We start from the raw sequence: 22,794 nt of genomic DNA, 5'->3' as shown, positions 1-22,794 counted from the left end.
TCTCTTTTTAAAGGGACAATAACAACCTAAAATCATCTTAACAATAAAAAGGAGCGTGAATGTGATGGCTCATTCAATTCGTCAAAAACAGCTTGCCTGCACAGATAAAAACAAGATTAATCAATTTTTAACAGAAGCGCAAACCGGATATCTCGGCATGGCAGCAGATGAATATCCATATGTCATCCCTTTGAATTTCGTCTGGAAAAACGGCTTCATTTATTTTCACGGTGCCTCAGAGGGACGAAAAATGGATATGCTGCAAGAAAATCCAAACGTATGCTTCACAGTCAGCGAACAATACGGAACAATGGTTCACCCGATTCCCGCTAAAACAGATACCGCTTATATGAGCGTCATTCTTTTCGGCACAGCGTCAATGATCACAGACTTAGATGAAGCAACATCTGCGATGCAGGCTCTTCTCGACAAATACGTACCTGGATACTACAGTTCTCCGCTTCACAAAACCCATGTTGAAAAGTACAGATCGAGTTTAGGCAGCAAAACCGTTGTCCTTAAAATTCATCCCATAGAGATAACAGCTAAAGAAAACATGCTGAATCAAAACATGAAATTCGAAAACGGGCGGACCGTACAGGAAGACCATTGACAAAAAAAGACCCGCAGCTCATGCTACCGGGTCTCCTATGGATTGTGCCGAATATTCATCTATAAATTTCAATCCCGCTGTGTACCGCTTTCTCCGCTTCTTTATCCAGCAGACGAGCGCCAGCCGCTGATCCGAATCCTTCTCACCGATAGAAACCAGCACATGTTCATTCATCTCAAGCGGGACGCCGGATTCAATCTGACAGCCTGACAAGCTGATGTCCTTAATCATGATCTCGTGAGCGCCTTTCTCTGCATCATTGGGAAACAGCAGTGTTCCCAGACCTTGAATGGCCTCGCGGACGTGTTTTCTCTTGAATGCATCCGGGCTTTTTTCAGTTTTCATGAAAAAGCGCAGCACTGTTGACAATGTATCAGCCCGCTTTTCCCGGTCAGCCTTTCTCGCATTTTCTTCATTGAACATAAAACCGATCAGCTTGACATACAATTCCTTGTCCATCTCTTTGAAGTGCAGTCCGATTTCAATGTCGTCCGCGTCTTTCGTCGTCCACATCACCCGAGCCGGTACTTCTCCGACCGCATCTATGATCAGACCATCCACATGATAGTACATGTCTAAATCAGCCTGATAAGGCAGCCTGATACGCGCGCCCGTGTCGCTCACATCGATCAGTTCACATTCGTGCTCATTGCCTGAAACGGTGGAAAAAGCCGCCGGTTTGTTGACTGTGAACCGTTCAGAGCTTCGAAATCTCGGCCTGTCAAAGGCAACGAGCAGCGCAAGTATGAGACCTGTCATATTATAGAGAACCCAAAATAAATTATACGATGTGACGTTCATATCAAAAGTATGCAGAAATAAAAATTCATAAAGGGTTTTTCCGAGCGCAAACAGTGTCATTCCAAGCAGAATCGCACACGGCAGCGCCGTCGTATATTTGAATTTTCGCCGATCTGTGTTGACGCCCTTCGGTGTCACTTTAAAATCAAACCGCTTTTTAAAAATGAATTCCGACAAAGCCGATATCGCCATGTGGGGTGCCATCGATGTATCGTAAATATGGCTCCAGCTCATGCTGCGCTGCCGGTTCGAAACAGCTTTAAATGAAAGATAAGAACCTAAAAACGCAGGCAGCCAAAACGAGGTGATCGACCACAAATCGGTCTTTAAGCTATGTATGCCAAACAGCAAAAACAAGAGCGGCGCCAGGATATAGACCATCTTAAAAACGCCGAAAAACCAAAAGAGAATACCGTCAAAATAAAGAATGCGCTGCATTGGTGTAAGACCTTTTAAGAAAAGCGGATTCCACTTCTTTCCGCACTGAATGTTTCCCCTGCACCAGCGGTCGCGCTGCTTCAAAAGATCTGTCCACGTTTCCGGCGAAAGACCGACGGCAAGCACTTCCTTAACGAAAACAGATTTAAATTTCGTTTGCAAAAGCATTCCGGTTGCCATATCCTCGGTAATCACGCCTGTCGCAAAACCGCCGATTTCCTCCAAAGCGGTTCTTCTGAAAACCGTATTGCTGCCGACGTACATGACGGCATTAAAACGGTCTTTCCCGGCCTGGAGCCTGCGCATAAAAAAGTCCTGCTCATTCGGAATGTTCGCTCCGGAAAATAAGTTGTACTGATAAGGATCTTCATTATAGAAGGCCTGAGGCGTTTGAACAAAAGCCACTTTTTCCTTCTTAAAATAGCCGACAGTTTTCTGCAAAAAAGAAGGAAGCGGGACCATATCGGCATCCATCGTCACAATCAGTTCCCCGTTCGAGCAGCTCATCGCATGGTTTAAATTCCCTGCTTTTGCATGCTCATTACTTGGCCTTGTAACGTAATGAACGCCAAGTTCCTCAGCCAGCTTTTTAATATCTGTCCGCCTTCCGTCATCACACAAATAAATGTTGACAAGCTCTTTTGGATAATCGAGGTTCAGACAGCCTGCCACTGACTTTTTCAGCACATGGCGCTCCTCGTTATAAGTTGCAATCAGAATATCAACACTCGGCCAATGGTCTTGATCACCAAGCATTTCCGGCTCCCGCTTCCTTTCCTTCCATACTAGCGTATAAAAGACCAAGAGCTGTAAAAAGCCGATACATTCAGTTGCAATCAGGATCACGCCCATCACGATGTCGGCGGGACGAGAGACAGGCAGTGTATAGCCGAACCGCCAAACAATATACACGCCGTTCGTCATAAGACACAATATGATTAAAAATCTCTTGAAACGCGGATTCATCCAAGATCCCAAATACCCGATGAGAATCAGGGCAATCATTGCTGCGGGATAGCAGTGTAAAATAAATTCCATTTTCTTCTCCTTATGTGCGGATAAAAACCCTTCCCAAAGGGTTTCTCCAAAGTATTCCTTTATTTCATTCTTTTGCACTCGAATATATTACCATCTTTAGACCTAAAATTCTTCAAAAATAATAAAAAATATAAGACTATAGACTCTTATTCAAAAAAACCATAAGGTTCATATTGATAACCCTCACATATATGCCGTCTCAAGATTGAATCTTTGGTCGCAGACGTCCTGTGTCTGTTCGGGGACGGGAGCTGAATGTATCAACGGTTCACACAAGAAAAAAGGTCTCTGCTCCTAAATGTTTGATTTATTTTTGACGGATTAACAGCTTTTTTGTGTCGATTTCCATTCCAGCAAAAGGGAATTCGGGAATTGCCGGGGTCAAAAACAGCCTGTACAAGGCTATTAAACAGTGTACAGACACGTCTTTAACCAAATGGAGCCGCTCTAGATCATCATGGGAAAACAGCTAGGTCTTCCTGCACGGTTGTCTGAATTTTGATTTTTTTAGTATACTTAATTTAGTTAAATAACTCAGAGCAAAGGGAGAACAAAAAGGATGGGGGAAAGAATATGGAAGCAAAAACAAAGGTACAACACATACCGATTCAAACAACGAAAGAACCGGATGAAAATTTTTTCGCAAGAGCAATGAATGTTAAAATCGGCATCATTCCGCTGCCCGTATACTTGCTGCTCTTCGCTTTGATTGTGACGTTTGTCTATATGCACGATCTGAAAAGCGACATTTTAACAGCCATTGCGGTTATGGGCTTTTTCGGATTCACCTTCGCCCAAATCGGAAAGTCGCTGCCGCTTCTTCGTTCTGTCGGCGGTGCCGCTATACTTGCGACGTTTATTCCTTCAGCGATCGTCTATTACCATCTCATTCCCGATGACATTATCAAATCAACAACTGAATTTACAGAAAACTCAAACTTTCTTTATTTGTTTATCTCAGCCATTGTAGTGGGAAGCATTTTAGGGATGAAAAGAGAAACGCTGGTCAGGGCGTTCATTAAAATTTTCATTCCGCTGATTGCAGGGACAATTGCCGCAGCGGCAGTCGGTCTGACAGTTGGTACAATGCTCGGCCTCGGATTTCAGCATACGCTTCTGTACATTGTGATTCCGATCATGGCCGGAGGGGTTGGAGAGGGAGCCATTCCGCTGTCAATCGGCTATTCGGAGATCATGCACATGTCACAAGGGGAAGCTTTTGCACTTGTCATTCCTTCCATTATGTTTGGAAGCTTAAGCGCTGTCATTTTGTCAGGGGTTTTAAACGTAATGGGAAAGAAAAAGCCTGAATGGACAGGCAACGGAAAAGTCGATCGTTTCGAAAGCGGGGACGCACTGCCGCTTGAAAGCCGCGACAAAGACAAAGAAAGCGTTTTTAATCTTTCCCACTTTGCATCGGGAGGCATTCTTGCCGTCTCACTATATTTAGTCGGTATGCTTTCACATGACTTGTTCGGATTTCCAGCACCCGTCATGATGCTTCTCTTGGCTGTTGCCGTGAAACTGTTTCGTTTGGCTCCGGCGAATTTGGAAAACGGCGCCTACGGCGTGTCACGCTTCTTTTCAACTGCTGTGACATATCCGCTGCTTTTTGCCATTGGCGTCTCCATGACACCATGGGACAAGCTGATCGCTGCTTTTAATATCGCCAATATTATAACGATCGTATCTGTTGTGGTCACGATGATAGCCGTCGGCTTTTTTACAGGAAAGTGGCTGAACATGTACCCGATCGAAACTGCGATTATCAATGCCTGCCATTCAGGTCAGGGCGGAACGGGGGACATCGCCATTCTCAGCGCCGCAGAGCGCCTTGAGCTTATGCCGTTTGCTCAGGTGTCCACAAGAATCGGCGGCGCGATAACCGTTACACTGACATTGCTGCTGTTAGCCCAGTTTTATTGATGAATGAAAAAGCCTGCAGAGCGTGAACTGCAGGCTTACTTTTTAGCGTACTTTTTTCGGAACATAGTCGGGAAAGTCTGTCACAATCCCGTCAACGCCGGCCTTTAAAAGCGGAGGCACTTCATCGCGGGAGCGGACGGTCCATGGCGTAATTTTCATGCCGAGCGCATGAATCCTCGGCACAAGTGTAGGATCAGCGGCCACATTTTTTAAGTTGGCGTTCACATATTTGGCATAGCCGGAAAATGCCTTGAGCTTTGCATCTGTTAAGTCAGCTGCTTTTGACGTTAAGACACCTGTCGGCATCGATGGTAGCAGCTGATGAATTTTGTAAACAGAGTTAAAATCAAACGATTGTACAATGATTTTCCCGTTTTTAGGCTTATCCATTCTCCGCTCTTTCAATGCCGCTGATACTTTTTCTTCGATTCCCGGATAGCGTGCAGGTTCTTTCAATTCGATCAGCATTCCGATCTTCCCTTTATACCGGTCAAGCACTTCTTCAAATGTCGGAATGCGCTCCCCGGCGAACCGAGGACCGAAGTAGCTGCCAGCATCAAGCTTGCGCAGCTCGGCAAGTGTCAAGTCCTTTACGGCGACCGGCAGCACTGAGCCGATGTCTGTCGTACGGTTTACGGTCGTATCGTGAATGACGACAAGCTCCCCGTCCTTGGACATTTGAACATCCAGCTCGATATAATCCGCTTTCATCTGAAGCGCCTTTTCAAAGGCAGCCATCGTGTTTTCCGGCGCATATCCCGAAGCGCCTCTGTGCGCAATGACAGCCACTTTTTTAGGCTTCGCCGCCGGCTCTTGCGCTCCCGCATCCGGTGCAAACAGTGCTGACCCGATCGAAACCCCGATCAATGAAGATAACATCAATTTTTTTAATAATGCTGACACATCATCCACTCCCCTTTTGCTCTTCTCTTGCCAAAGTATAGGTTCGCACTGTTAAGATTATGTTTCAGCAGTCTTTAATTTTCATAAATTTCCTGATAAACAAAAAAGACCCCTCAGCAGAGATCTTTTTTTGGATATATCAGCGCTCACAGGCAATTTTGTCTTTATCTCGGTCCAGCTTTTTATTGGCGTCATAAAGCGCTTTTGAAACATAGGGCTTGTACTTCGTTTTTCCGCCTTTGTTTTTCACCGACTTCGAACGTGCGACGCCGCCTTTATAGTCTTTGTTTAAAGCTTTGCAGTTTTTGTACGTTTTCACCTGCGTTTTTGCTTCTGCCACATCGCTGGCACCCCAGGAAAAACCGATGATAAGACCGGCAGACAAAAGCCCCGCTGCTATTTTTTTCATCCCATTTGACCCCTTTCGTCTATTTCTTATGTATCTTTTACCATCATAAAATATTTTTCTTATTCACTCAAGAAAAATATGACATTTTATTGAATAAAAAGTATGTATTGAACAAAGGACTTTTCGCACAAAAAACCGGCCGCGTTATGCGCCGGCTTCATCAACATATTGATGTTCACATGTCTTTTTCAAAATAGCGTTAATCTCATAGGCTAATTCCTTCGGATGGATACACAGCATGTCTTCCAAAGGACTGTTCCAGTTCCCATTTTTAATCAATTTCAGCGCATAATGGCCCGCCGGACTGCATTCGGGATACCACTCTACATCGAGCAGAAGGCATTCTTCATCATGCCGCAGCTTCAAAAGATCCCGTTTGAAATCTGACCGCCAGGCCTTGCTGTCAGGCGCCAATTCATCGGGGTTTGTATCGGTTAATGAGTGATGCACAACCGTCCAGCCGGCCGGGATTCTAAGCCTCAGCAAATTACAGGCGCCACCGGAAACACGAATCCTATCTTCCAACCGTTCGACCAGCTGTTCATACGACGTGTCTGAATCTTCGCTGACCAGCGTTTGATCAGCATTTAGCATCCTGATGACGTACTTCAGTTCTCCAGCATATTCAACTTGTACCATTTTACCGGAGCTTTCATTCTCCAAGATGAAGAGCGTACGGCGGGGATCGCGAATCGGCTTTTGATACAAATGATTTTCTTTCACCGTCCAACCGGCCGGCACCATCAAAGGATGCAATTTAAAAAAATACTGAGATTTGGTCAACGTACTCACATCCTCTATCCTTGTTCTGTCCTCTTTCCTATCAATCTATGTGCCGGGCCGGCTTCTTAGAACAATGGCGGACCAGCACACAAAAAAACCGCCTGACTGCTTTATGAAGCGTCAGGCGGTTTTTCGTTTTTACTCGCCGGTTTTTTCTTTTCCGTAATGATATTTTGATGGATCAACAGGCTTGAAGTCCGAAATCCCGTGGAATCTTAACAGATCTTTATAGAGTACTTGGTCGGACAGATCCAGCTGTTCGGACACCTGCGATTTCAGGTTTTCCGTTTCCTGGTTGCCTTTGATCTCTTTTCCTGTCTTTGTATCGTATACGGTCGTATCAATCATCGTGTACTTCGGCGTTACATAGTTTCCATTTCTGAAAGCCACGGTTTCGTCGTGGTCTTTAGAAAAGAGGTCTGTACCAAAGTTGATGTATTTTTTGCTGTCAATACCTTGCAGGTGAAGAAGTGTCGGCATGACATCCATTTCTCCGCCATACGTATGATTGACTCCGCCTTTTTTGCCCGGAACGCGGATCATAAGCGGTACGCGCTGATTCATCGCGTTTTGATACGGTGTAATCTCTTTTCCTAATACTTCTTTCATCGCACGGTTGTGATTCTCTGAGATTCCGTTGTGGTCGCCATAGATCACGATAACGGAATCATCATATAATCCCGATTTTTTCAGCTCTTTAAAGAAATCTTCAAGCGCTTCGTCAAGATAGCGCGCCGTCTGGAAGTACCCGTCTACCGTTTTGTCTCCCGTCGTTCCCTTTTCAAGGGTGGCATCCTTTTCATCCAAAATGAACGGATAGTGGTTTGTCAGGGAGATTAAATGGGCATAGAACGGCTGTTTGAGCGACTTCAGTTTCGGAATTGACTCTTCAAAGAACGGCTTGTCTTTCAAGCCAAGGTTGACGAGGTTCTCCTCTGACATGTCATATGTGCTGGCATCGAAGAATTTGTCATAGCCAATTTGTTTATACACCTGGTCGCGGTTCCAGAATGACTTGTAATCCCCGTGCATCACGGCGCTTGTGTAGCCTTCTTTTTGGTTCAGAATCGCCGGCAGGGACTGGTACGTATTTTGCCCTTTTGTTACAAACGCGCTGCCTTCAGGCAGTCCGTAAAGGCTGTTGTCCATCATCAATTCGGCATCCGCGGTTTTACCCTGACCGGTCTGATGGAAAAAGTTATCGAAATACATCATGTCATTCTGGCCGTGCGCCAGCTTGTTCAAGAACGGCGTAACTTCTTTTCCGTTCAGCTTATAATCGATCAAAAACGTCTGAAAGCTTTCCAAATGAATCTTGATGATGTTCTTGCCTTTTGCTGCGCCGAAATACTCGTCATTCGGTTTCGCATAATGCGAATTTGTATAGTTGATGACGCTCGTCAGGTCGTCGCTGCTCGCGTATGCCTTTTGGCTCGCGTTTTGGGCAGCCTGAACACCATCATAGATCATGTAATTGTAAGGCCCCAAATACTTGACGATATAATTTCGGTCAAATGTTCTTGTCAAAAGCTCCGGACGGTCTGTCTCAGCAACTGCAAGATTGATGAAAAACAGCGCCACTCCGCCGACAACGACAGTTGCAGCCCATCTTTTCTTCAGTTGTGCCGCCTTCAGTTCAGGCAGCTTCACACATAATGCAATCAGAATGATCAAATCGACGAAATAGATAACGTCATGAAATGCCATGATGTCAAAAACGCCATCCGACATGTTGCCGAGGTTTCCGGCTTGTTTTAAGTTTGCAAACGTCAAAAAGTCATCAAAGAAACGGTAAAACAGGATATTTGCATATAAAGCAAACGTCATCACAGCATCAATGATGATGATCCATATCGCCGTCCGGCGGCCTTTTGCAAACAAAGCCAAACCGAGTGCAGCAATCGTGAAGCTGAATGGGTTGATAAACAGCAGCATTTGCTGCGTAGACCCTTTCACACCCAAATTAAACTCTAAAAAGTAGGAAGCATAGGTTTTAGCCCATACAAAAACAACAGCTAACAAAAAAAAGCTTAGCTTATGAGAGAATATTTTTTTCATGATAACCTCTACCTTTTTAAACTTTTTTAGACCGCTTTCTGTTTCAGTCAAAGAAGCGTGAGGAAACGATAATATATCATTCTACTAAAAGTCTCGGCGGTTTTTCAAGCACGTCCACGGCGAAATACCCCCGGCTTCCCTCACTCAAACAGTCCGCGCCTGCGAAAAAAAATTTCCGCACTTAAGATAACGGCCTCTAATTAAGACGAATGAATTTCCCCAAAGGTTTCAGTTATTTTCATTCACCTCGAAAATTGCTTTTTCCCGAAGGATTAAATATCTTTATGAAATTCATTTAAATAAGCTTTTCTTTGCGCTTCTGTGAACCGGCCGATCCAGTCCGCACGCGCTTCCTCCGTCATATAGGGCAGAATGTATAGCTCGACCGCTTGATAAAATGCCGGTTCAGGAAGAATGTTGTACGTCGGAATCCGCACCATGCCGTTCCCGCGCATCTCTATCAGTATATCCATAAAGAAAATGCCTTTCGGGCTGCAGCGGTGCTGCGCCATTTTAAGGCTTTTGATGTCCTTGAACAACACAGATTTCTTCCCTGAGAACAGCCGTCCGCCTTCTCCCTCGATCATGCTGAAGATGATGTTTCCTTTTTTCGTGAAGACCGGAAATATCATTAGAAAAGTAATCAAACCATAGATGATCCCGAAAAGTCCGACTCCCAGGTACAGCAATGAATATGTCGAGTCGAGTTTTATTGCTTCATAAAAGAGCCATGCTCCGACCAATCCGAAACCTGCAGTCCCCGCAAACCCATACTCTAAAGAACATTCGGCTTTTCACATCAATTGGCTGTTTTTCTTTCTGTTCCACTTCAGCAAGCGGATTTCTATATTCATGATATTCATGCCACAATCTACCTTACCACAGAAACCGGTTTCTGCATAAAACTTCATGTATTTATTAATAGCAGATGATCAGACCCGATGAATGCAATAAGGCTTCCGGCCATCTGCCGGGAGCCTTCCCCTATTTTGAAATATCAACAAATCCCTCGCCGAATACATCCCTGACATCGTGGATGATGACAAATGCTTTTTTATCTGTGCTTCTTATAATTTTCTTGAGCATGGACAGCTCTTGTTTATTAATGACAATGTATAAAATTTCTTTGGAATCGCCCGTATAGTGTCCGCGTCCCGTTAATATCGTGACGCCGCGGTCCATCAAAGTATTGACCTGCGCTGCGATCTCGTTTTTATGCTCGGAAATGATCGTGATCGCTTTTTTCGTGTTGAGCCCTTCGATAATGAAATCCATGACCTTTGTGGCGATGTACAGCATGACAATCGTAAACATCAGCTTTTCAGCTCCGATGATAAAGTAGGAACTGAACACGACAACTAAATCGATCATCAGCAAGGCATAGCTGATGTTCCAGTCAAAATATTTATTGGCGATTCTCGCGAGAATCGCGGACCCGGCAGTGGTTCCGCCGACACGGATGATCATGCCGATGCCGACGCCGGCAAATACCCCGGCAAAGATCGTGCTGATGATCACTTCATCAGCCGGCACCGTCCAATCTTCAGTGACATGCAGAAAAAACGAATTGGCCGCCACCGCGATGATGGTATAAATCGTCGTTTTTTTATCCAAAAAGCGATAGCCGATGATCAGAAGAATGCCGTTCAGCACAAAGTTCGTGATGCCCGGAGACCATTCAAAAACGTAGTATAAAATCAGCGTGATCCCCGTGACGCCGCCTTCTCCCAAGTCATTCGGGATGGCGAACAGATTCACGGCTAACGCAAAGAAAAATGCGCCTATCACAATCAGGATTATGTCCATTGCTTTCTTTTTCATAACTGCATCCCCTTCCTTATCCGTAGTCGATTTCCTGTAAAAAGTAAAAAAGCCCCGGAGAGAAGCTCTTTGATCAAGAGCAAAAACTCCTGGGCTTTTATCCCACCGTGTCATAACGATATCTTCGCTATGTGTTTTCTCTCGGACCAGACCAGCGCGGAACGCACTGCGGAACCCTAGAAAACCACCTTTTCTCTGTTATCAATTTGTCATCTTCAAGCATTATAAGTGAAATTTTGGGGTCTATCAACCCCTTTAACAGCCTGAAAGATTTGTTTTTTTGTAAAATAGCTTCCATCTTCCGGCGATAAAACCGTTCTATAATAATAGATATACGTGTTTTGCTGGGAGGCGCTCTTATGAACAAACAAAAACGGCAATGGCTCATCAAGCAGACCATTCTCGAACATCCGGTAGAAAATCAGGAACAGCTGGCATCCCTGCTGGAAAAACGCGGCATCGCCGTTTCGCAGTCTACCATTTCCCGCGATATTAAAGACATGTATCTTGTGAAACAGCCCGGTGAAAACGGAAAGCTTGTCTACACGACAAATGCTTCTTTATCCATCAACCCTTCCAAAATATTGAAAGATAAAATCTCCGACGTTGTCCTGCATGTGCATCGGACGGACAACTTGATCATTATTAAAACAATGCCCGGCAACGCCCATGCCATCGGCGTCCTTCTTGATAAGCTCGGAAGCCCGGAAATGCTGGGCTGTATATGCGGGAACGATACATGCCTTGTGATTTCCCAATCGCCTGAGGCAGCCCAATCATTTTGTGATCACTTATGCTGATCCGGCCGTCCGGATCAGCTTTTTTTGCCCTTCAAAAAAATTTTTTTCGAGAAATCCCCTTTAAAAATATACACGTTTTATACGTTCTATTCTCTGCTCCTGCAAGGACTCATTTTCGATTTATCATAATTATTCATTTTTGTTTTTGCTTCATCAAAAAACATGTGAAATATATCACGTTTTCGTTGTTATCGCTTTCACATCGCGCTTTTCCTTCCTGTTTTACGCTGTACATGTAACAAAAAGAGCTTAGGAGGCGGGATGATCATGACAACACCGATACACGTTTACTCTGAAATCGGCCCTTTGAAAACCGTCATGCTGAAGCGGCCCGGTCGGGAACTGGAAAACCTCACACCCGAATATCTGGAAAGGCTTCTCTTTGACGATATTCCTTTTTTGCCAGCGGTGCAAAAAGAGCATGACCAATTTGCAGAAACGTTAAAGAAACAGGGAGTTGAAGTTCTTTATTTAGAAAAGCTGACGGCCGAAGCCTTGGATGACGCTTTCGTCCGCGAGCGGTTTATCGATGAGCTTTTAACAGAAAGCAAGGCGGATATCAACGGCGCTTACGACAGGCTGAAAGAGTTCTTGCTCACCTTTGACGCCGATTCGATGGTCGAACATGTGATGAGCGGCATTCGAAAAAATGAGCTGGAACGCGAAAAGAAATCGCATCTTCATGAGCTGATGGAAGACCATTATCCATTTTATCTCGATCCGATGCCAAACCTTTACTTTACAAGAGATCCGGCGGCCGCCATCGGCAGCGGACTGACCATCAACAAAATGAAAGAGCCTGCTCGCAGGAGAGAGTCGCTGTTTATGCGCTACATTATCAATCACCACCCGCGTTTTAAAGGGCATGAGATTCCGGTTTGGCTCGACCGTGATTTCAAATTCAATATTGAAGGCGGAGATGAGCTTGTCTTAAATGAAGAAACCGTAGCGATCGGGGTATCAGAACGGACAACGGCTCAGGCGATCGAGCGTCTTGTCCGGAACTTATTTCAGCGGCAGAGCCGGATTCGCCGCGTACTGGCCGTCGAAATACCGAAGAGCAGAGCCTTTATGCATTTAGATACCGTCTTCACGATGGTTGACCGTGATCAATTCACGATCCATCCCGCCATCCAGGGGCCTGAAGGAGACATGCGGATCTTCGTTCTTGAGAGGGGAAAAACGGCAAACGACATTCATACGACTGAAGAACACAATTTGCCGGAAGTGCTGAAAAGAACGCTCGGCCTGTCAGATGTCAATTTGATCTTCTGCGGCGGCGGAGACGAAATCGCTTCAGCCAGGGAGCAGTGGAATGACGGCTCCAATACACTCGCGATCGCTCCTGGTGTCGTCGTCACCTATGACCGGAATTACATTTCTAACGAATGTTTGAGAGAACAGGGTATTGAAGTTATCGAAATCCCGAGCGGGGAGCTTTCAAGAGGACGCGGCGGCCCGCGCTGCATGAGCATGCCGCTCTACCGCGAAGACGTGAAATAGACAAACCTAAAGAAAAAGGAGAGAGATCCATGAACCAAACAATTGATTTAAAAGGCAGAAGCTACTTAGCTGAAAAAGATTTTTCAGAAGAAGAAATCCTCTATTTGCTCGATCTTGCCCAAAAATTAAAAGAAAAAAAAGCGCAAGGCATCAAGCATCGCTATTTGGAAGGCAAAAACATCGCTTTGCTGTTTGAAAAGCCTTCTACAAGAACGCGCTGCGCTTTCACAACAGCCTGTATCGACCTCGGTACACATCCCGAATATTTGGGCAAAGACGACATTCAGCTCGGCAAAAAAGAATCGATCGAAGACACGGCCAAAGTTCTCGGCCGCATGTTCGACGGAATTGAATTCCGCGGATTTGAACACGAAAAAGTGATTTCCCTGGCAGAGCATTCCGGTGTGCCGGTATGGAACGGGCTGACCGATTTATGGCATCCGACACAGATGCTTGCGGACTTTATGACAGTGAAAGAACATACGGGACGCGTAAAAGGGATCAAACTCACCTATATCGGCGACGGCCGGAACAATGTCGCCAACAGCCTGCTCATCGGCGGCGCCAAAGTCGGCATGGACGTAAGAATCTGCTCGCCTCAAGAGCTGTTCCCTGATCAGGACATCGTTAAAATGGCGGAAGCGTTCGCCAAAGAATCCGGCGGAAAAATTACCGTCACAAGCGATACAGATAAAGCCGTATCCGGAGCCGACGTTCTGTATACGGACGTCTGGGTATCCATGGGAGAAGAAGACAAGTTCGCTGAAAGGATCAAACTGCTCAAGCCTTATCAAGTGAATATGGATCTCGTCAAGAAAACAGGAAATGACAACGTCATCTTCCTGCACTGTCTGCCTGCCTTCCACGACCTTCATACAACTTACGGACAAAACGTTTACGATCAGCACGGCCTTAAAGAAATGGAAGTGACGGACGAAGTGTTCCGCAGCAAACACTCTAAAGTGTTCGATGAAGCTGAAAACCGCATGCACACAATTAAAGCGGTCATGGCAGCGACACTCGGCGATCTTGACTGACAGGAAAAGGGGCTCACTCCCTTTTCCATTCTAAACCGAATGAGGTGACAAAAATGGCGGAAGAAAAGAAACTTGGGCTGTTTGCACTTATCGCGCTTGTCATCGGATCGATGATCGGCGGGGGCGCCTTCAACCTTGCAAGCGACATGGCTTCAGGAGCGGGGGCGGGAGCCATTTTAATCGGCTGGATCATCACCGGAGTCGGCATGATTGCCCTGGCCTTCTCTTTCCAAAACTTGACGACGAAAAGGCCTGATTTAGACGGCGGTATTTTCACTTACGCGCGGGAAGGATTCGGCCATTTTATGGGGTTTAACAGCGGCTGGGGATACTGGTTCGCAGCCCTTCTCGGCAATGTCGCATACGGAACCCTGCTGTTCAGCGCAGTCGGATATTTCATCCCTGCGTTTGGAGACGGACAAAACGTCGCATCGATTATCGGTGCAAGCGTAATCCTCTGGTGCGTGCACTTTTTGATCCTGCGCGGGGTACAGTCCGCTGCCATGATCAACTTAATTACGACCATTTCAAAACTGGTACCGATTTTTGCTTTCATTATCGCCATTATCTTTGTGTTTCATCTTGATTTATTTACGAACGATTTCTGGGGAAAAGGGCTGTCGCTCGGTTCCATCGGGACACAGGTTAAGAGCACGATGCTGGTGACCGTATGGGTGTTTACCGGAATTGAAGGGGCCGTCTTATTCTCAAGCCGTGCCAAAAAATCAAGCGATGTCGGCAAAGCGACTGTCATCGGCTTGATCAGTGTACTCGTGATTTACGTCATGATTACGATGCTGTCGCTCGGCGTCATGAATCAGCAAAACTTGGCCGGGCTTCCGAATCCTTCAATGGCTGCGATCATGGAGCATATCGTCGGCAAATGGGGAGCTGTGCTCATCAACTTGGGATTGATCATTTCCGTATTGGGCGCCTGGCTGGCCTGGACATTATTCGCGGGCGAACTCCCGCTGATCGCGGCGCGCGAAGGGGTCTTCCCGAAATGGTTCGGCAAAGAAAATAAAAACGGTGCGCCGACAAATGCGCTGACTTTGACAAACGCCATTATCCAGCTGTTTTTGCTGACGTTTCTCATTTCGGATACGGCCTACCAGTTTGCATTCTCCCTGGCTTCCTCGGCCATCTTGATCCCGTATCTGTTTTCCGGGCTTTATCAGCTTAAATACAGCTGGCTGCACAAAGAACCTGACCGGGGAAAGAACCTCATCATCGGGATCATCGCAAGCATTTACGGCGTCTGGCTCGTCTATGCCGCAGGACTTGATTACCTGCTTTTGACCATGATTTTATACGTTCCGGGCATTCTCGTATTCCGGGCTGTCCGCAAAGGAAAAGAAGGCCCCGTCTTCAATAAAGCCGAGCTTTTGATTGCCGCCGCGATTCTTATATTGGCTGTCATCGCCGTGATCAGGCTGGCTGCGGGAAGCATTTCAATTTAATAAAACAGAGGTGATGATCAAATGAAAAAAAGAAAAATTGTCGTCGCACTTGGCGGTAATGCCATCCAAACCGGAGATGCCAGCGCAGAAGCGCAAAAGCGCGCGCTTGAAGAAACGGCCATGTATTTGGCGGATATGATCGACAGCGGCGCTGAATTAATCATCACGCACGGAAACGGCCCACAGGTCGGAAACCTGATGATTCAGCAAAAAGAGGCGGATTCTCCGAAAACGCCGGCGATGCCGCTTGAAACTTGTGTTTCCATGACCCAGGGAATGATCGGCTATTGGCTGCAAAATGCCCTTGACCGGGCGCTGCATGCGAAAGGGAAAGGCGGACATGCGGCAACTGTCATTACCCGCGTCGCCGTCCGAGGCGATGATGAAGCATTCCGCAACCCGACAAAGCCGATCGGTCCGTTTTACAGCGAAGCAGAAGCGAAAGAACTGATGAACAGCCGCAACGGCGGCCTCGTTTTTAAAGAAGACGCCGGAAGAGGCTGGCGCCGCGTCGTACCGTCTCCAGCTCCGGTATCGATCCTTGAACATGATGTGATCAATGATCTTGTCGAACACGGACATATCGTCATTGCGGCCGGCGGCGGAGGCGTTCCCGTCATTGAAAACGGCGATGCCGTCTCCGGTATTGACGCCGTCATCGACAAAGACTTTGCCGCCTGCAAACTGGCGGAACTTGTGCAGGCTGACGAACTGGTCATTTTAACAGGTGTCGACTATGTTGCCGTCGATTATTTAAAGCCGACAGAACGCGCGCTGAAACGCGTCACCACCGAAGAACTGAAAGGTTATATAAAAGAAAAGCAATTTGCAGAAGGAAGCATGCTGCCAAAAGTCAAAGCAGCCATCCAATTTGCTGAAGCCAAAAAAGGCAACAAAACGGTCATCACATCCCTGAACTTAGCCAAAGACGCTCTCCAAGGAAATGCCGGCACGATTGTCGAACAAGCCTAAAAGCAAAAGGAAGGGCTCGGGGAGGGTTCTTCCTTTTGCCAATCGTCAAAAACAAGTAAAATTTAAACTATATAACCGCAACATCAGAAAATCGATAAGGGTGGTCCATATGAAGAACAAAGACATCGTACATCAACTGAAAAAGTTTCCTCTTCTCGCTTCCCTGAATAAAAGAGATCTGGAAGATATGAAACAGTTTATCTATTGGCGCACTTACCATAAAGGCCAGATATTATTTATGGAAGACGACCCCCGGGAACGAATGTACCTTCTTCTCGACGGCTTTATCAAACTCGAAAAATCAAACGAAGCTGGATCCATGTTTTATACCGACTATGTCCGTCCTCATACCCTCTTCCCATTTGGAGGCTTGTTTCGGGATGAGCATTATCACTATGCCGCCGAAGCCTTAACAGATATTGAACTCTACTATATACCCATGAACATCTTCGAAGATCTCGTCCGGGACAACAAAAACCTGCTTTACGATATTCTCAATCATTTATCAGACATCCTTGCCCTCCACGAGGAAAGGCTGAAGCGCATTACACTCTCCCATGCCCATGACAGGGTCACACAAGCCATTTACTATTTAACCGAAAGCCTCGGTCAAAAAGAAAGCAATTCAACCGTCATCAACTGTCCGATCACCGCTGCTGAAATTGCCAAAATCTCAGGGACATCCCGCGAAACCGTCAGCGCCGTCCTGAAAAAGCTTCGCTGTGAAGGCGTTATCAGTCAAATGAACAAGCAGATTATGATCAATCGGCCGGAGTATTTTATGTAGATCATATATGAGAAATCATCCCGGCGACAAGCGGGATGATTCCCCCCGCCGCCTTTATTTATACCGGAATTCCTCTGTTTCAAACCGTCTGTTTTTGATGATATCCCGATAAAAGTAAGCCGATTTTTTCAGCGCCCTGCTGCGGTTGTCCTCCAATCGGATCTCAACAAGGCCGTAGCGGTTTTTAAAGGCGTTCATCGGAGAGACGTTGTCCGTGAACGCCCAAAGCATATATCCTTTGCAGTTTGCGCCGGCGGCGATCCCTTTCACCGCCTCTCGCAAATGGGCCGAAATAAAATCGATTCTGTAGTCATCCTGAATGACCCCCTCTTCATTTTTAAAACGCTCCTCATGTTCGACGCCCATGCCGTTTTCCGCAATCAGCCATTCGATATTTCCATACTCATGTTTGATTCTCATCGCCATATCATAGACAATGCGGGGATAGATCTCCCATCCTCTGAACGGGTTCATTTTTCTGCCGGGCAGCTCAAAGTATTCATAGTAATAAGCGGGATGAAATGGCGTTGAGTCATTCCACTGTCTTGACGGAGCTTTTACACGGCGGGGGTAATAAAGGTTAATGCCGGCAAAATCTACTGTATGCTGTTTGATGATGTCAAGCTCCGCCTCATGATGGTCAAACAGAATGTCGTGTTTGACCAAAAGCTCCATCAATTCATCGGGATAGGCGCCTTTGATGCTCGGATCTAAAAAAACCCTGTTAAAAAACAAATCATAGATGCGGGCCGCTTTTTGGTCATGAGGAGCACTCGACCTTGCATACGTGACCTCAGGATTTAAAATAACGCCGATTTTGGCGCCTTCGAGGCAATCGGATTTGCGGGTGTGAAAAAGCCGGACGCATTTCGCCGTCGCCAATGCCTTATTAAAATTCCATTGCATCCATTTTTTTATGTTCTGCTCATATGGATATCGAATTGCATCAAGGAAAATCCGCGTTTGCGGGACAATCGGTTCATTAAAAGTAAACCAATATTTCACCCTGTCTCCATACCGTTCAAATACTTTTTCCGCGTATGCCGCAAATAAATCTATGACATGTTTAGACCCCCATCCTCCGTATTTCTCCATCAAAACTGCGGGAATCTCATAATGCTCAAGGCAAATCATCGGCTCCACACCTGACGTAATCAGCTCATTGATGACATCGTCGATATAGCCTGCGTACACTTCGTCAACTTCTGCTGTTTCATAGTCAATCAGAAAGCGGGACCAGTTAATCGATGTCCGGTAATGTGTCAAGCCAATCTCTTTCATATGATGGATATCCTCTTTATAGCGGTTATAAAAATCGGTTGCCACCGCCGGTCCGTATCCTTCATACCATACATGCGGATCATTCTTGTACCACATATCCAAATAAGAATCCTGTGTCGGCCGCTTCCCGTCCCACCCCTCTGTCTGCCACGCCGACGCTGCTGCGCCGAGAATAAAATCGTCGGGAATCTTCCACGTTTGTCTCGCCATTTTGTTCGCTCCTTTCAACGCCTTTACATAGAAACATTTTTTTCAGAACTGACCGTAAGGCTTCGATTCATCAACATCACAAACGGAAGATAAATAAGGGCGGAGGCGATGATGCATACGATTTGTGTGACGACGGCGCCGAGGCTTCCTCCTGTCGACAGCCAGGCATTGATAATCGGCGGTGTCGTCCACGGCACCATGACAACGGCTTTTCCGGCAAAGCCCGCCGCTGTCGCGATGTAACCGATCGCACCCGTCACAAGCGGCGTCACAATAAATGGAATCGCCATTAACGGATTCAGCATGACGGGAACTCCGAAGATCACCGGTTCATTGATATTGAAGATGCCGGGACCAAACGAAATTTTTGTAATGCTGCGCAAATCCTCCCGTTTCCCCGCGATAAAAATCGCGATCAACAGACCGATCGTGACGCCGGATCCGCCGATGCTCATGTACACATCCCAAAACGGCATCGTAATGATATTCGGAATCGATTCGCCGGCAGCGTATGCATTCATATTGACGGTAATCGAAGCGAGCAGCAAAGGCTCCCTGATCGGCTTCACCATCTGGTTTCCGTGTATGCCGATGACCCAGAAAAACTGTGCGACAAACACGAGCAGCAAAATGCCGGGAAGGCCTTGAATCGCTCCTTCAAGCGGCTTTTGCACAACATTGTAAACAGCTTCATGAAGGTATACGCCCGTCAGCCGATGAAAAGCAAATCCGAAGCTGGCGATGATCGTGACCGTAATAATCGAAGGAAATAAAGTGCCGAACGAGACAGAGACATTGGCCGGCACGCTGTCCGGCATTTTAATTTTAAGCCGGTCCATGCTTGAAAGCTTGCTGAAGATTTCAACAGACACAATCGAAATAAACATCCCCAAAAACAGCGACTTCGGATCCGTAAATTCCTTGGCCAGCACATTAACCACTTCCTGCATCGAACCGTTCACTTCCAACAGCACCGTCGATGGAATGACAGAGATATAGGACATCAACGCCATCAAGCCGGGAAAAAATGATTCATGCCCATTCAGCTTTCCGAGCTCAATCCCGATCAAAAACACTGCGCCGATCGTAATAAAGTTCAGCGTCGCATAATTGATCGACGCCATAATCGGCTCAAGCGCAGACAAGAACCGAAAAGGCTTGAAAACCGCAAGTCCCGTCTCGGGGCTCATCACCATATTCTGCATCAAAACCGCAAACGCCCCGGCAATGATGACCGGCATCAGCGTGACAAACGCCGACTTAATGACCATGATGTATTTGAAGCTTGTAATTTTAAAAGCGACCCGCTCAAACACCTCGGTCACCTTCGCCATCCTGCTCATTTACTCTCCCCCTTTTTTAGTGGTTTGCTTTTACCTTACAATGAAAACGCTTTCTTTTTGGTGCATATTTTTTCCTGTGGGAGAGGAAATTTTTCAGGTTGGGAGGCCAGCAAAGCAGACAACCCGCCGTTTCACTGAAACAGCGGGTCATCTATTTTACTGTGGCAATTGCACTTTGATCGGCTTAAACGGTGTAGAGTAAAATGCGCTTAAATAACCAAACTCGACAGCAAGCGAATATTGGTCAAGGCTGAAGCTTTTCGCTCCGAATTCACCATCTAACGTAAAGTCTGATCGGAATCGGAGTTTTTCAGGATCAAGCACTTTTGTAAAATTACCTTTTACGCTGTGTCCCATCGGCGCCTCGTCAAAGCCTTTATAATCCGAATCAACAAGCGACATCGTTTCTAAAAAATTTTGCATGCTGTCCATATCGATCTTAGATTGATCGACATGTTTCAAATGATAGTCGACAGACAGTTTGCTGCCGTTTTGTTTCACCTGATCAACCGCAATCTGGAAATCATGACGGTCAGCGCTCAGCGCGGCGGGCGTTTTTGTGAGAGGCAGCGTCTTTTCAGAATCGCCCATACTGCTGCTTGCCTCAATCTTGAGGTATTTTGTTCCTTTATTCACTTTTCCAAGGATCAGCCTTTCTTCGTGACGAACCTTGTTTCCGATTTTTGTACTGTCTGTCGTCCACTGCCCTCCGCTTATATGAGGGATTTCATTTCCTTTATCATCGGTCACTTTTATAATTGATGTACGATCGTTTGGATATTCCTCTGAATTGGATACTTCATAGTCGATGACAGTCGATTCTTTTCCGAGAATTACCGTTTTTACGGCGAGTTTATGGCCATCAGCCGATTGTGTATTGTTTTTGGTTACGTGGAGCGTTTTATACGGCAGTTTATCAACCGGAATGTCGAACTTCCATTTCCCTCTGATTCCGTTAATGTCTGTGATCGTAACCGGGAGTGTCAGTTTGTCGGGAATATGTTTGTCTGGATAGCCCGTTTGAATGTAGCCGGTATAGCCGTCCTCTGTTTTCTTTATGTCTCCTTGAGAAGCGATAGCCCATTTACGCTCACCATTAAATAATGTGAAATGAATCATGCTCGCTCCATCATCTAAATCTTTTCTTGTATCGCTTTTTACCTTAAACGTCATACCGATGATTCCGCCGTCAAAATAAACGCTTGTCGCCGTCACGTCTATGTTGTTGCTGGACACTTTCTCGTTCAGTTCAGTGACAAGCTGGCCCGTCACCAAGTTTTGGCCGACATAGTCGTGGAATTGTTGATACGCTTTTCCAAACAGCGGGACGTCAGCCAACACGCTTTGCATCGCTGGGGAAACGAAGCCGCTGCCGAGAAGGAGCACGGCGGCCGCGCCTGAAACAAAAACGGTCCTTTTCACGGCGCGCTTCGGCCGAAACGTTTTTTCCCGCTTGGCCCGCTTGATGCCTTTATCGATTGATTCTTGGATTTCTTTTGTAGGAACATCGATCTTGTTTACTTCGTTTTTGAACCATTGTTTGTCCATGCGTCTTCTCCCCCAGTCAGTAGTTGTTTTAATTCAAGCTTCGCTCTTTTCAAATAGGTCTTAACAGTTCCTTCGGGAGCATTCATCACCCCGGCGATATCATGAATCGGCATGTCGTGATAATAAAATAGAATGATGGCGGTTTGATATTCTTTTCGCAACCGCTGAACGGCTTCAAGCATCCCCATTCTGTCGTCCGCATCCACCTCCTGCTCCTGGCCTTCATCCTGCAGCGGCCTGTCCATTAAAACCACTTTCTTTTTCTTGTCCAATAAGGCATATGCATGATGAATAAGGATTTTCGTCAGCCATGTCAAAAAGTATTCGGGATTCCTCAGCTGGGCAATCGATAAAAATGCCTTGTACGCCGTCTCTTGTACGATATCTAACGCGTCCTCCTTATTTCGCACATATATGTAAGCTGTTCTGTAAAGCTGATCACTGTGCTTTTGAAACAGCATTTCAAAAGCTTTGGCATTGCCTGCGACAGCTTTCTTAACTAATCTGATTTGCTTCACTGCTGCGCCTCCTTCAAACATTAGAGAAGAGAATGGATGAGAAAAGTTTCAAAAGGACGGAATTTTTTCTCTGCATTAAAAAAATCCGCTATTTCACCGAAAATAGCGGATTCTATTTATTTCTTTGTCAGCGTCACTTTAGGAGTTTCGGTTTGGCCGTACGGTTCCTGTTCATGTTTTAGCTCTTCCCTCAGCTCATTCATACTTGATCGTTTGATTCGATATACGGCTTCAAGCCGCACCAAATATTCGGCCCTTGTTTTGAAAGCATGAATGATTGAGATGATCCAAACGATAAGCAAGGCTTTCATAGCCAAATCGAAGAGGAACGTTCTGGCTGTAAAAGCAGCGAATAAAACAGCCGCTGCATATCCGATCCCGGCAAATAACCATTTTCTTTGTTTCGTTCGCGCTGCGATATAAATAAATGCAAACCAGCTTAAAAATCCAAAAGGAACCCATGTGAAAACAAGCCAGAAGGAATGTGCAAACTCCCATTTCGTTCCTTCATTTGTATAACCTTTAGCCATTTTAATACTCCCTTA

At 46.1% G+C, this 22,794-nt stretch carries 19 protein-coding genes, 1 pseudogene and 1 riboswitch; of the genes and pseudogenes, 8 read left to right on the top strand and 12 right to left on the bottom strand.

Annotation, left to right across the window (positions count from 1 at the left end; genetic code table 11):
• The first annotated feature begins 64 nt into the window (after positions 1–64).
• On the top strand, positions 65–613 hold the full coding sequence (locus tag MST20_RS08415) for a pyridoxamine 5'-phosphate oxidase family protein (RefSeq protein WP_243941501.1): 549 nt from the start codon (positions 65–67) through the stop codon (positions 611–613).
• Positions 614–631: 18 nt separating this feature from the next.
• Here MST20_RS08415 and MST20_RS08410 read toward each other — a convergent pair whose 3' ends face one another.
• Positions 632–2,890 carry a glycosyltransferase gene (locus MST20_RS08410; protein WP_243941499.1) on the bottom strand — a complete coding sequence of 753 codons (2,259 nt, stop codon included), beginning with the start codon at positions 2,888–2,890 and terminating at the stop codon, positions 632–634.
• Between the two features lie 573 nt (positions 2,891–3,463).
• Between MST20_RS08410 and cimH the strand changes: the two genes are divergently transcribed.
• Positions 3,464–4,816: a citrate/malate transporter CimH gene (gene cimH, locus MST20_RS08405; RefSeq protein ID WP_165428416.1), complete on the top strand. Its 1,353-nt coding sequence runs from the start codon at positions 3,464–3,466 to the stop codon at positions 4,814–4,816.
• A 42-nt stretch (positions 4,817–4,858) separates the two neighbouring features.
• Here cimH and MST20_RS08400 read toward each other — a convergent pair whose 3' ends face one another.
• The 6 genes and pseudogenes from MST20_RS08400 to MST20_RS08375 form a co-directional block, all read right to left on the bottom strand.
• The gene (locus tag MST20_RS08400; protein WP_243941497.1) at positions 4,859–5,719 is read right to left on the bottom strand and encodes a glycerophosphodiester phosphodiesterase; all 861 of its coding nucleotides are present in this window, start codon (positions 5,717–5,719) and stop codon (positions 4,859–4,861) included.
• Between the two features lie 139 nt (positions 5,720–5,858).
• Entirely contained in the window at positions 5,859–6,128 is a 270-nt protein-coding gene (locus MST20_RS08395) for an excalibur calcium-binding domain-containing protein (protein WP_243941495.1), read from the bottom strand.
• 144 nt (positions 6,129–6,272) lie between these two features.
• Entirely contained in the window at positions 6,273–6,920 is a 648-nt protein-coding gene (locus MST20_RS08390) for a hypothetical protein (RefSeq protein ID WP_243941493.1), read from the bottom strand.
• 129 nt (positions 6,921–7,049) lie between these two features.
• Positions 7,050–8,969 (bottom strand): lipoteichoic acid synthase, encoded by a 1,920-nt coding sequence (gene ltaS / locus MST20_RS08385; protein WP_243941491.1) that lies wholly within the window; start codon positions 8,967–8,969, stop codon positions 7,050–7,052.
• A gap of 272 nt (positions 8,970–9,241) precedes the next feature.
• Positions 9,242–9,797, bottom strand: a pseudogene (locus MST20_RS08380) (YfjD family protein).
• 156 nt (positions 9,798–9,953) lie between these two features.
• A complete protein-coding gene (locus MST20_RS08375; RefSeq protein ID WP_165428418.1) occupies positions 9,954–10,790 on the bottom strand; it encodes a YitT family protein in 837 nt (278 codons plus the stop codon).
• Between the two features lie 84 nt (positions 10,791–10,874).
• A riboswitch (guanidine-I (ykkC/yxkD leader) is annotated at positions 10,875–10,981 on the bottom strand.
• A gap of 168 nt (positions 10,982–11,149) precedes the next feature.
• Between MST20_RS08375 and argR the strand changes: the two genes are divergently transcribed.
• The 6 genes from argR (at position 11,150) to MST20_RS08345 (ending at position 17,349) form a co-directional block, all read left to right on the top strand.
• On the top strand, positions 11,150–11,590 hold the full coding sequence (gene argR, locus MST20_RS08370; protein WP_243941489.1) for an arginine repressor: 441 nt from the start codon (positions 11,150–11,152) through the stop codon (positions 11,588–11,590).
• A 267-nt stretch (positions 11,591–11,857) separates the two neighbouring features.
• A complete protein-coding gene (gene arcA, locus MST20_RS08365) occupies positions 11,858–13,093 on the top strand; it encodes an arginine deiminase (RefSeq protein WP_243941487.1) in 1,236 nt (411 codons plus the stop codon).
• Between the two features lie 29 nt (positions 13,094–13,122).
• A complete protein-coding gene (gene argF, locus MST20_RS08360) occupies positions 13,123–14,130 on the top strand; it encodes an ornithine carbamoyltransferase (protein ID WP_243941485.1) in 1,008 nt (335 codons plus the stop codon).
• Positions 14,131–14,183: 53 nt separating this feature from the next.
• Positions 14,184–15,590: an arginine-ornithine antiporter gene (gene arcD, locus MST20_RS08355; RefSeq protein WP_243941483.1), complete on the top strand. Its 1,407-nt coding sequence runs from the start codon at positions 14,184–14,186 to the stop codon at positions 15,588–15,590.
• A 21-nt stretch (positions 15,591–15,611) separates the two neighbouring features.
• A complete protein-coding gene (gene arcC / locus MST20_RS08350; RefSeq protein WP_243941481.1) occupies positions 15,612–16,562 on the top strand; it encodes a carbamate kinase in 951 nt (316 codons plus the stop codon).
• Between the two features lie 109 nt (positions 16,563–16,671).
• Positions 16,672–17,349, top strand: coding sequence for a Crp/Fnr family transcriptional regulator (locus tag MST20_RS08345; RefSeq protein WP_020453468.1), 678 nt, complete (start codon positions 16,672–16,674; stop codon positions 17,347–17,349).
• 54 nt (positions 17,350–17,403) lie between these two features.
• Here MST20_RS08345 and MST20_RS08340 read toward each other — a convergent pair whose 3' ends face one another.
• The 5 genes from MST20_RS08340 to MST20_RS08320 form a co-directional block, all read right to left on the bottom strand.
• Positions 17,404–18,840, bottom strand: a complete 1,437-nt coding sequence (locus MST20_RS08340) for a glycoside hydrolase family 1 protein (RefSeq protein ID WP_243941479.1) — start codon at positions 18,838–18,840, stop codon at positions 17,404–17,406.
• 23 nt (positions 18,841–18,863) lie between these two features.
• On the bottom strand, positions 18,864–20,183 hold the full coding sequence (locus MST20_RS08335) for a PTS sugar transporter subunit IIC (RefSeq protein WP_243941476.1): 1,320 nt from the start codon (positions 20,181–20,183) through the stop codon (positions 18,864–18,866).
• 156 nt (positions 20,184–20,339) lie between these two features.
• Complete coding sequence (locus MST20_RS08330) at positions 20,340–21,731, bottom strand: DUF4179 domain-containing protein (RefSeq protein WP_243941474.1); 1,392 nt, start codon at positions 21,729–21,731, stop codon at positions 20,340–20,342.
• Complete coding sequence (locus MST20_RS08325) at positions 21,701–22,270, bottom strand: sigma-70 family RNA polymerase sigma factor (RefSeq protein ID WP_243941472.1); 570 nt, start codon at positions 22,268–22,270, stop codon at positions 21,701–21,703. Before MST20_RS08325 ends, MST20_RS08330 begins: the two co-directional genes overlap by 31 nt.
• 95 nt (positions 22,271–22,365) lie before the next feature.
• Positions 22,366–22,779 (bottom strand): hypothetical protein, encoded by a 414-nt coding sequence (locus MST20_RS08320; RefSeq protein ID WP_065644367.1) that lies wholly within the window; start codon positions 22,777–22,779, stop codon positions 22,366–22,368.
• Positions 22,780–22,794: the final 15 nt, after the last annotated feature.

Source organism: Bacillus sp. B19-2 (genome assembly GCF_022832475.1).
In the GTDB taxonomy this organism is placed as follows: domain Bacteria; phylum Bacillota; class Bacilli; order Bacillales; family Bacillaceae; genus Bacillus; species Bacillus paralicheniformis.
Note: the sequence above shows the minus strand (reverse complement) of the source record. Positions and strands in the feature narration are given on the sequence as shown.

Bases quoted from the DNA above. Each gene is read 5' to 3' on its own strand.
- MST20_RS08415 (WP_243941501.1), top strand. From the start codon at position 65: ATGGCTCATTCAATTCGTCAAAAACAGCTTGCCTGCACAGATAAAAAC.
- MST20_RS08410 (WP_243941499.1), bottom strand. From the start codon at position 2,890: ATGGAATTTATTTTACACTGCTATCCCGCAGCAATGATTGCCCTGATT.
- cimH (WP_165428416.1), top strand. From the start codon at position 3,464: ATGGAAGCAAAAACAAAGGTACAACACATACCGATTCAAACAACGAAA.
- MST20_RS08395 (WP_243941495.1), bottom strand. From the start codon at position 6,128: ATGAAAAAAATAGCAGCGGGGCTTTTGTCTGCCGGTCTTATCATCGGT.
- ltaS (WP_243941491.1), bottom strand. From the start codon at position 8,969: ATGAAAAAAATATTCTCTCATAAGCTAAGCTTTTTTTTGTTAGCTGTT.
- MST20_RS08375 (WP_165428418.1), bottom strand. From the start codon at position 10,790: ATGAAAAAGAAAGCAATGGACATAATCCTGATTGTGATAGGCGCATTT.
- argR (WP_243941489.1), top strand. From the start codon at position 11,150: ATGAACAAACAAAAACGGCAATGGCTCATCAAGCAGACCATTCTCGAA.
- arcA (WP_243941487.1), top strand. From the start codon at position 11,858: ATGACAACACCGATACACGTTTACTCTGAAATCGGCCCTTTGAAAACC.
- argF (WP_243941485.1), top strand. From the start codon at position 13,123: ATGAACCAAACAATTGATTTAAAAGGCAGAAGCTACTTAGCTGAAAAA.
- arcD (WP_243941483.1), top strand. From the start codon at position 14,184: ATGGCGGAAGAAAAGAAACTTGGGCTGTTTGCACTTATCGCGCTTGTC.
- arcC (WP_243941481.1), top strand. From the start codon at position 15,612: ATGAAAAAAAGAAAAATTGTCGTCGCACTTGGCGGTAATGCCATCCAA.
- MST20_RS08345 (WP_020453468.1), top strand. From the start codon at position 16,672: ATGAAGAACAAAGACATCGTACATCAACTGAAAAAGTTTCCTCTTCTC.
- MST20_RS08340 (WP_243941479.1), bottom strand. From the start codon at position 18,840: ATGGCGAGACAAACGTGGAAGATTCCCGACGATTTTATTCTCGGCGCA.
- MST20_RS08335 (WP_243941476.1), bottom strand. From the start codon at position 20,183: ATGAGCAGGATGGCGAAGGTGACCGAGGTGTTTGAGCGGGTCGCTTTT.
- MST20_RS08330 (WP_243941474.1), bottom strand. From the start codon at position 21,731: ATGGACAAACAATGGTTCAAAAACGAAGTAAACAAGATCGATGTTCCT.
- MST20_RS08325 (WP_243941472.1), bottom strand. From the start codon at position 22,270: ATGTTTGAAGGAGGCGCAGCAGTGAAGCAAATCAGATTAGTTAAGAAA.
- MST20_RS08320 (WP_065644367.1), bottom strand. From the start codon at position 22,779: ATGGCTAAAGGTTATACAAATGAAGGAACGAAATGGGAGTTTGCACAT.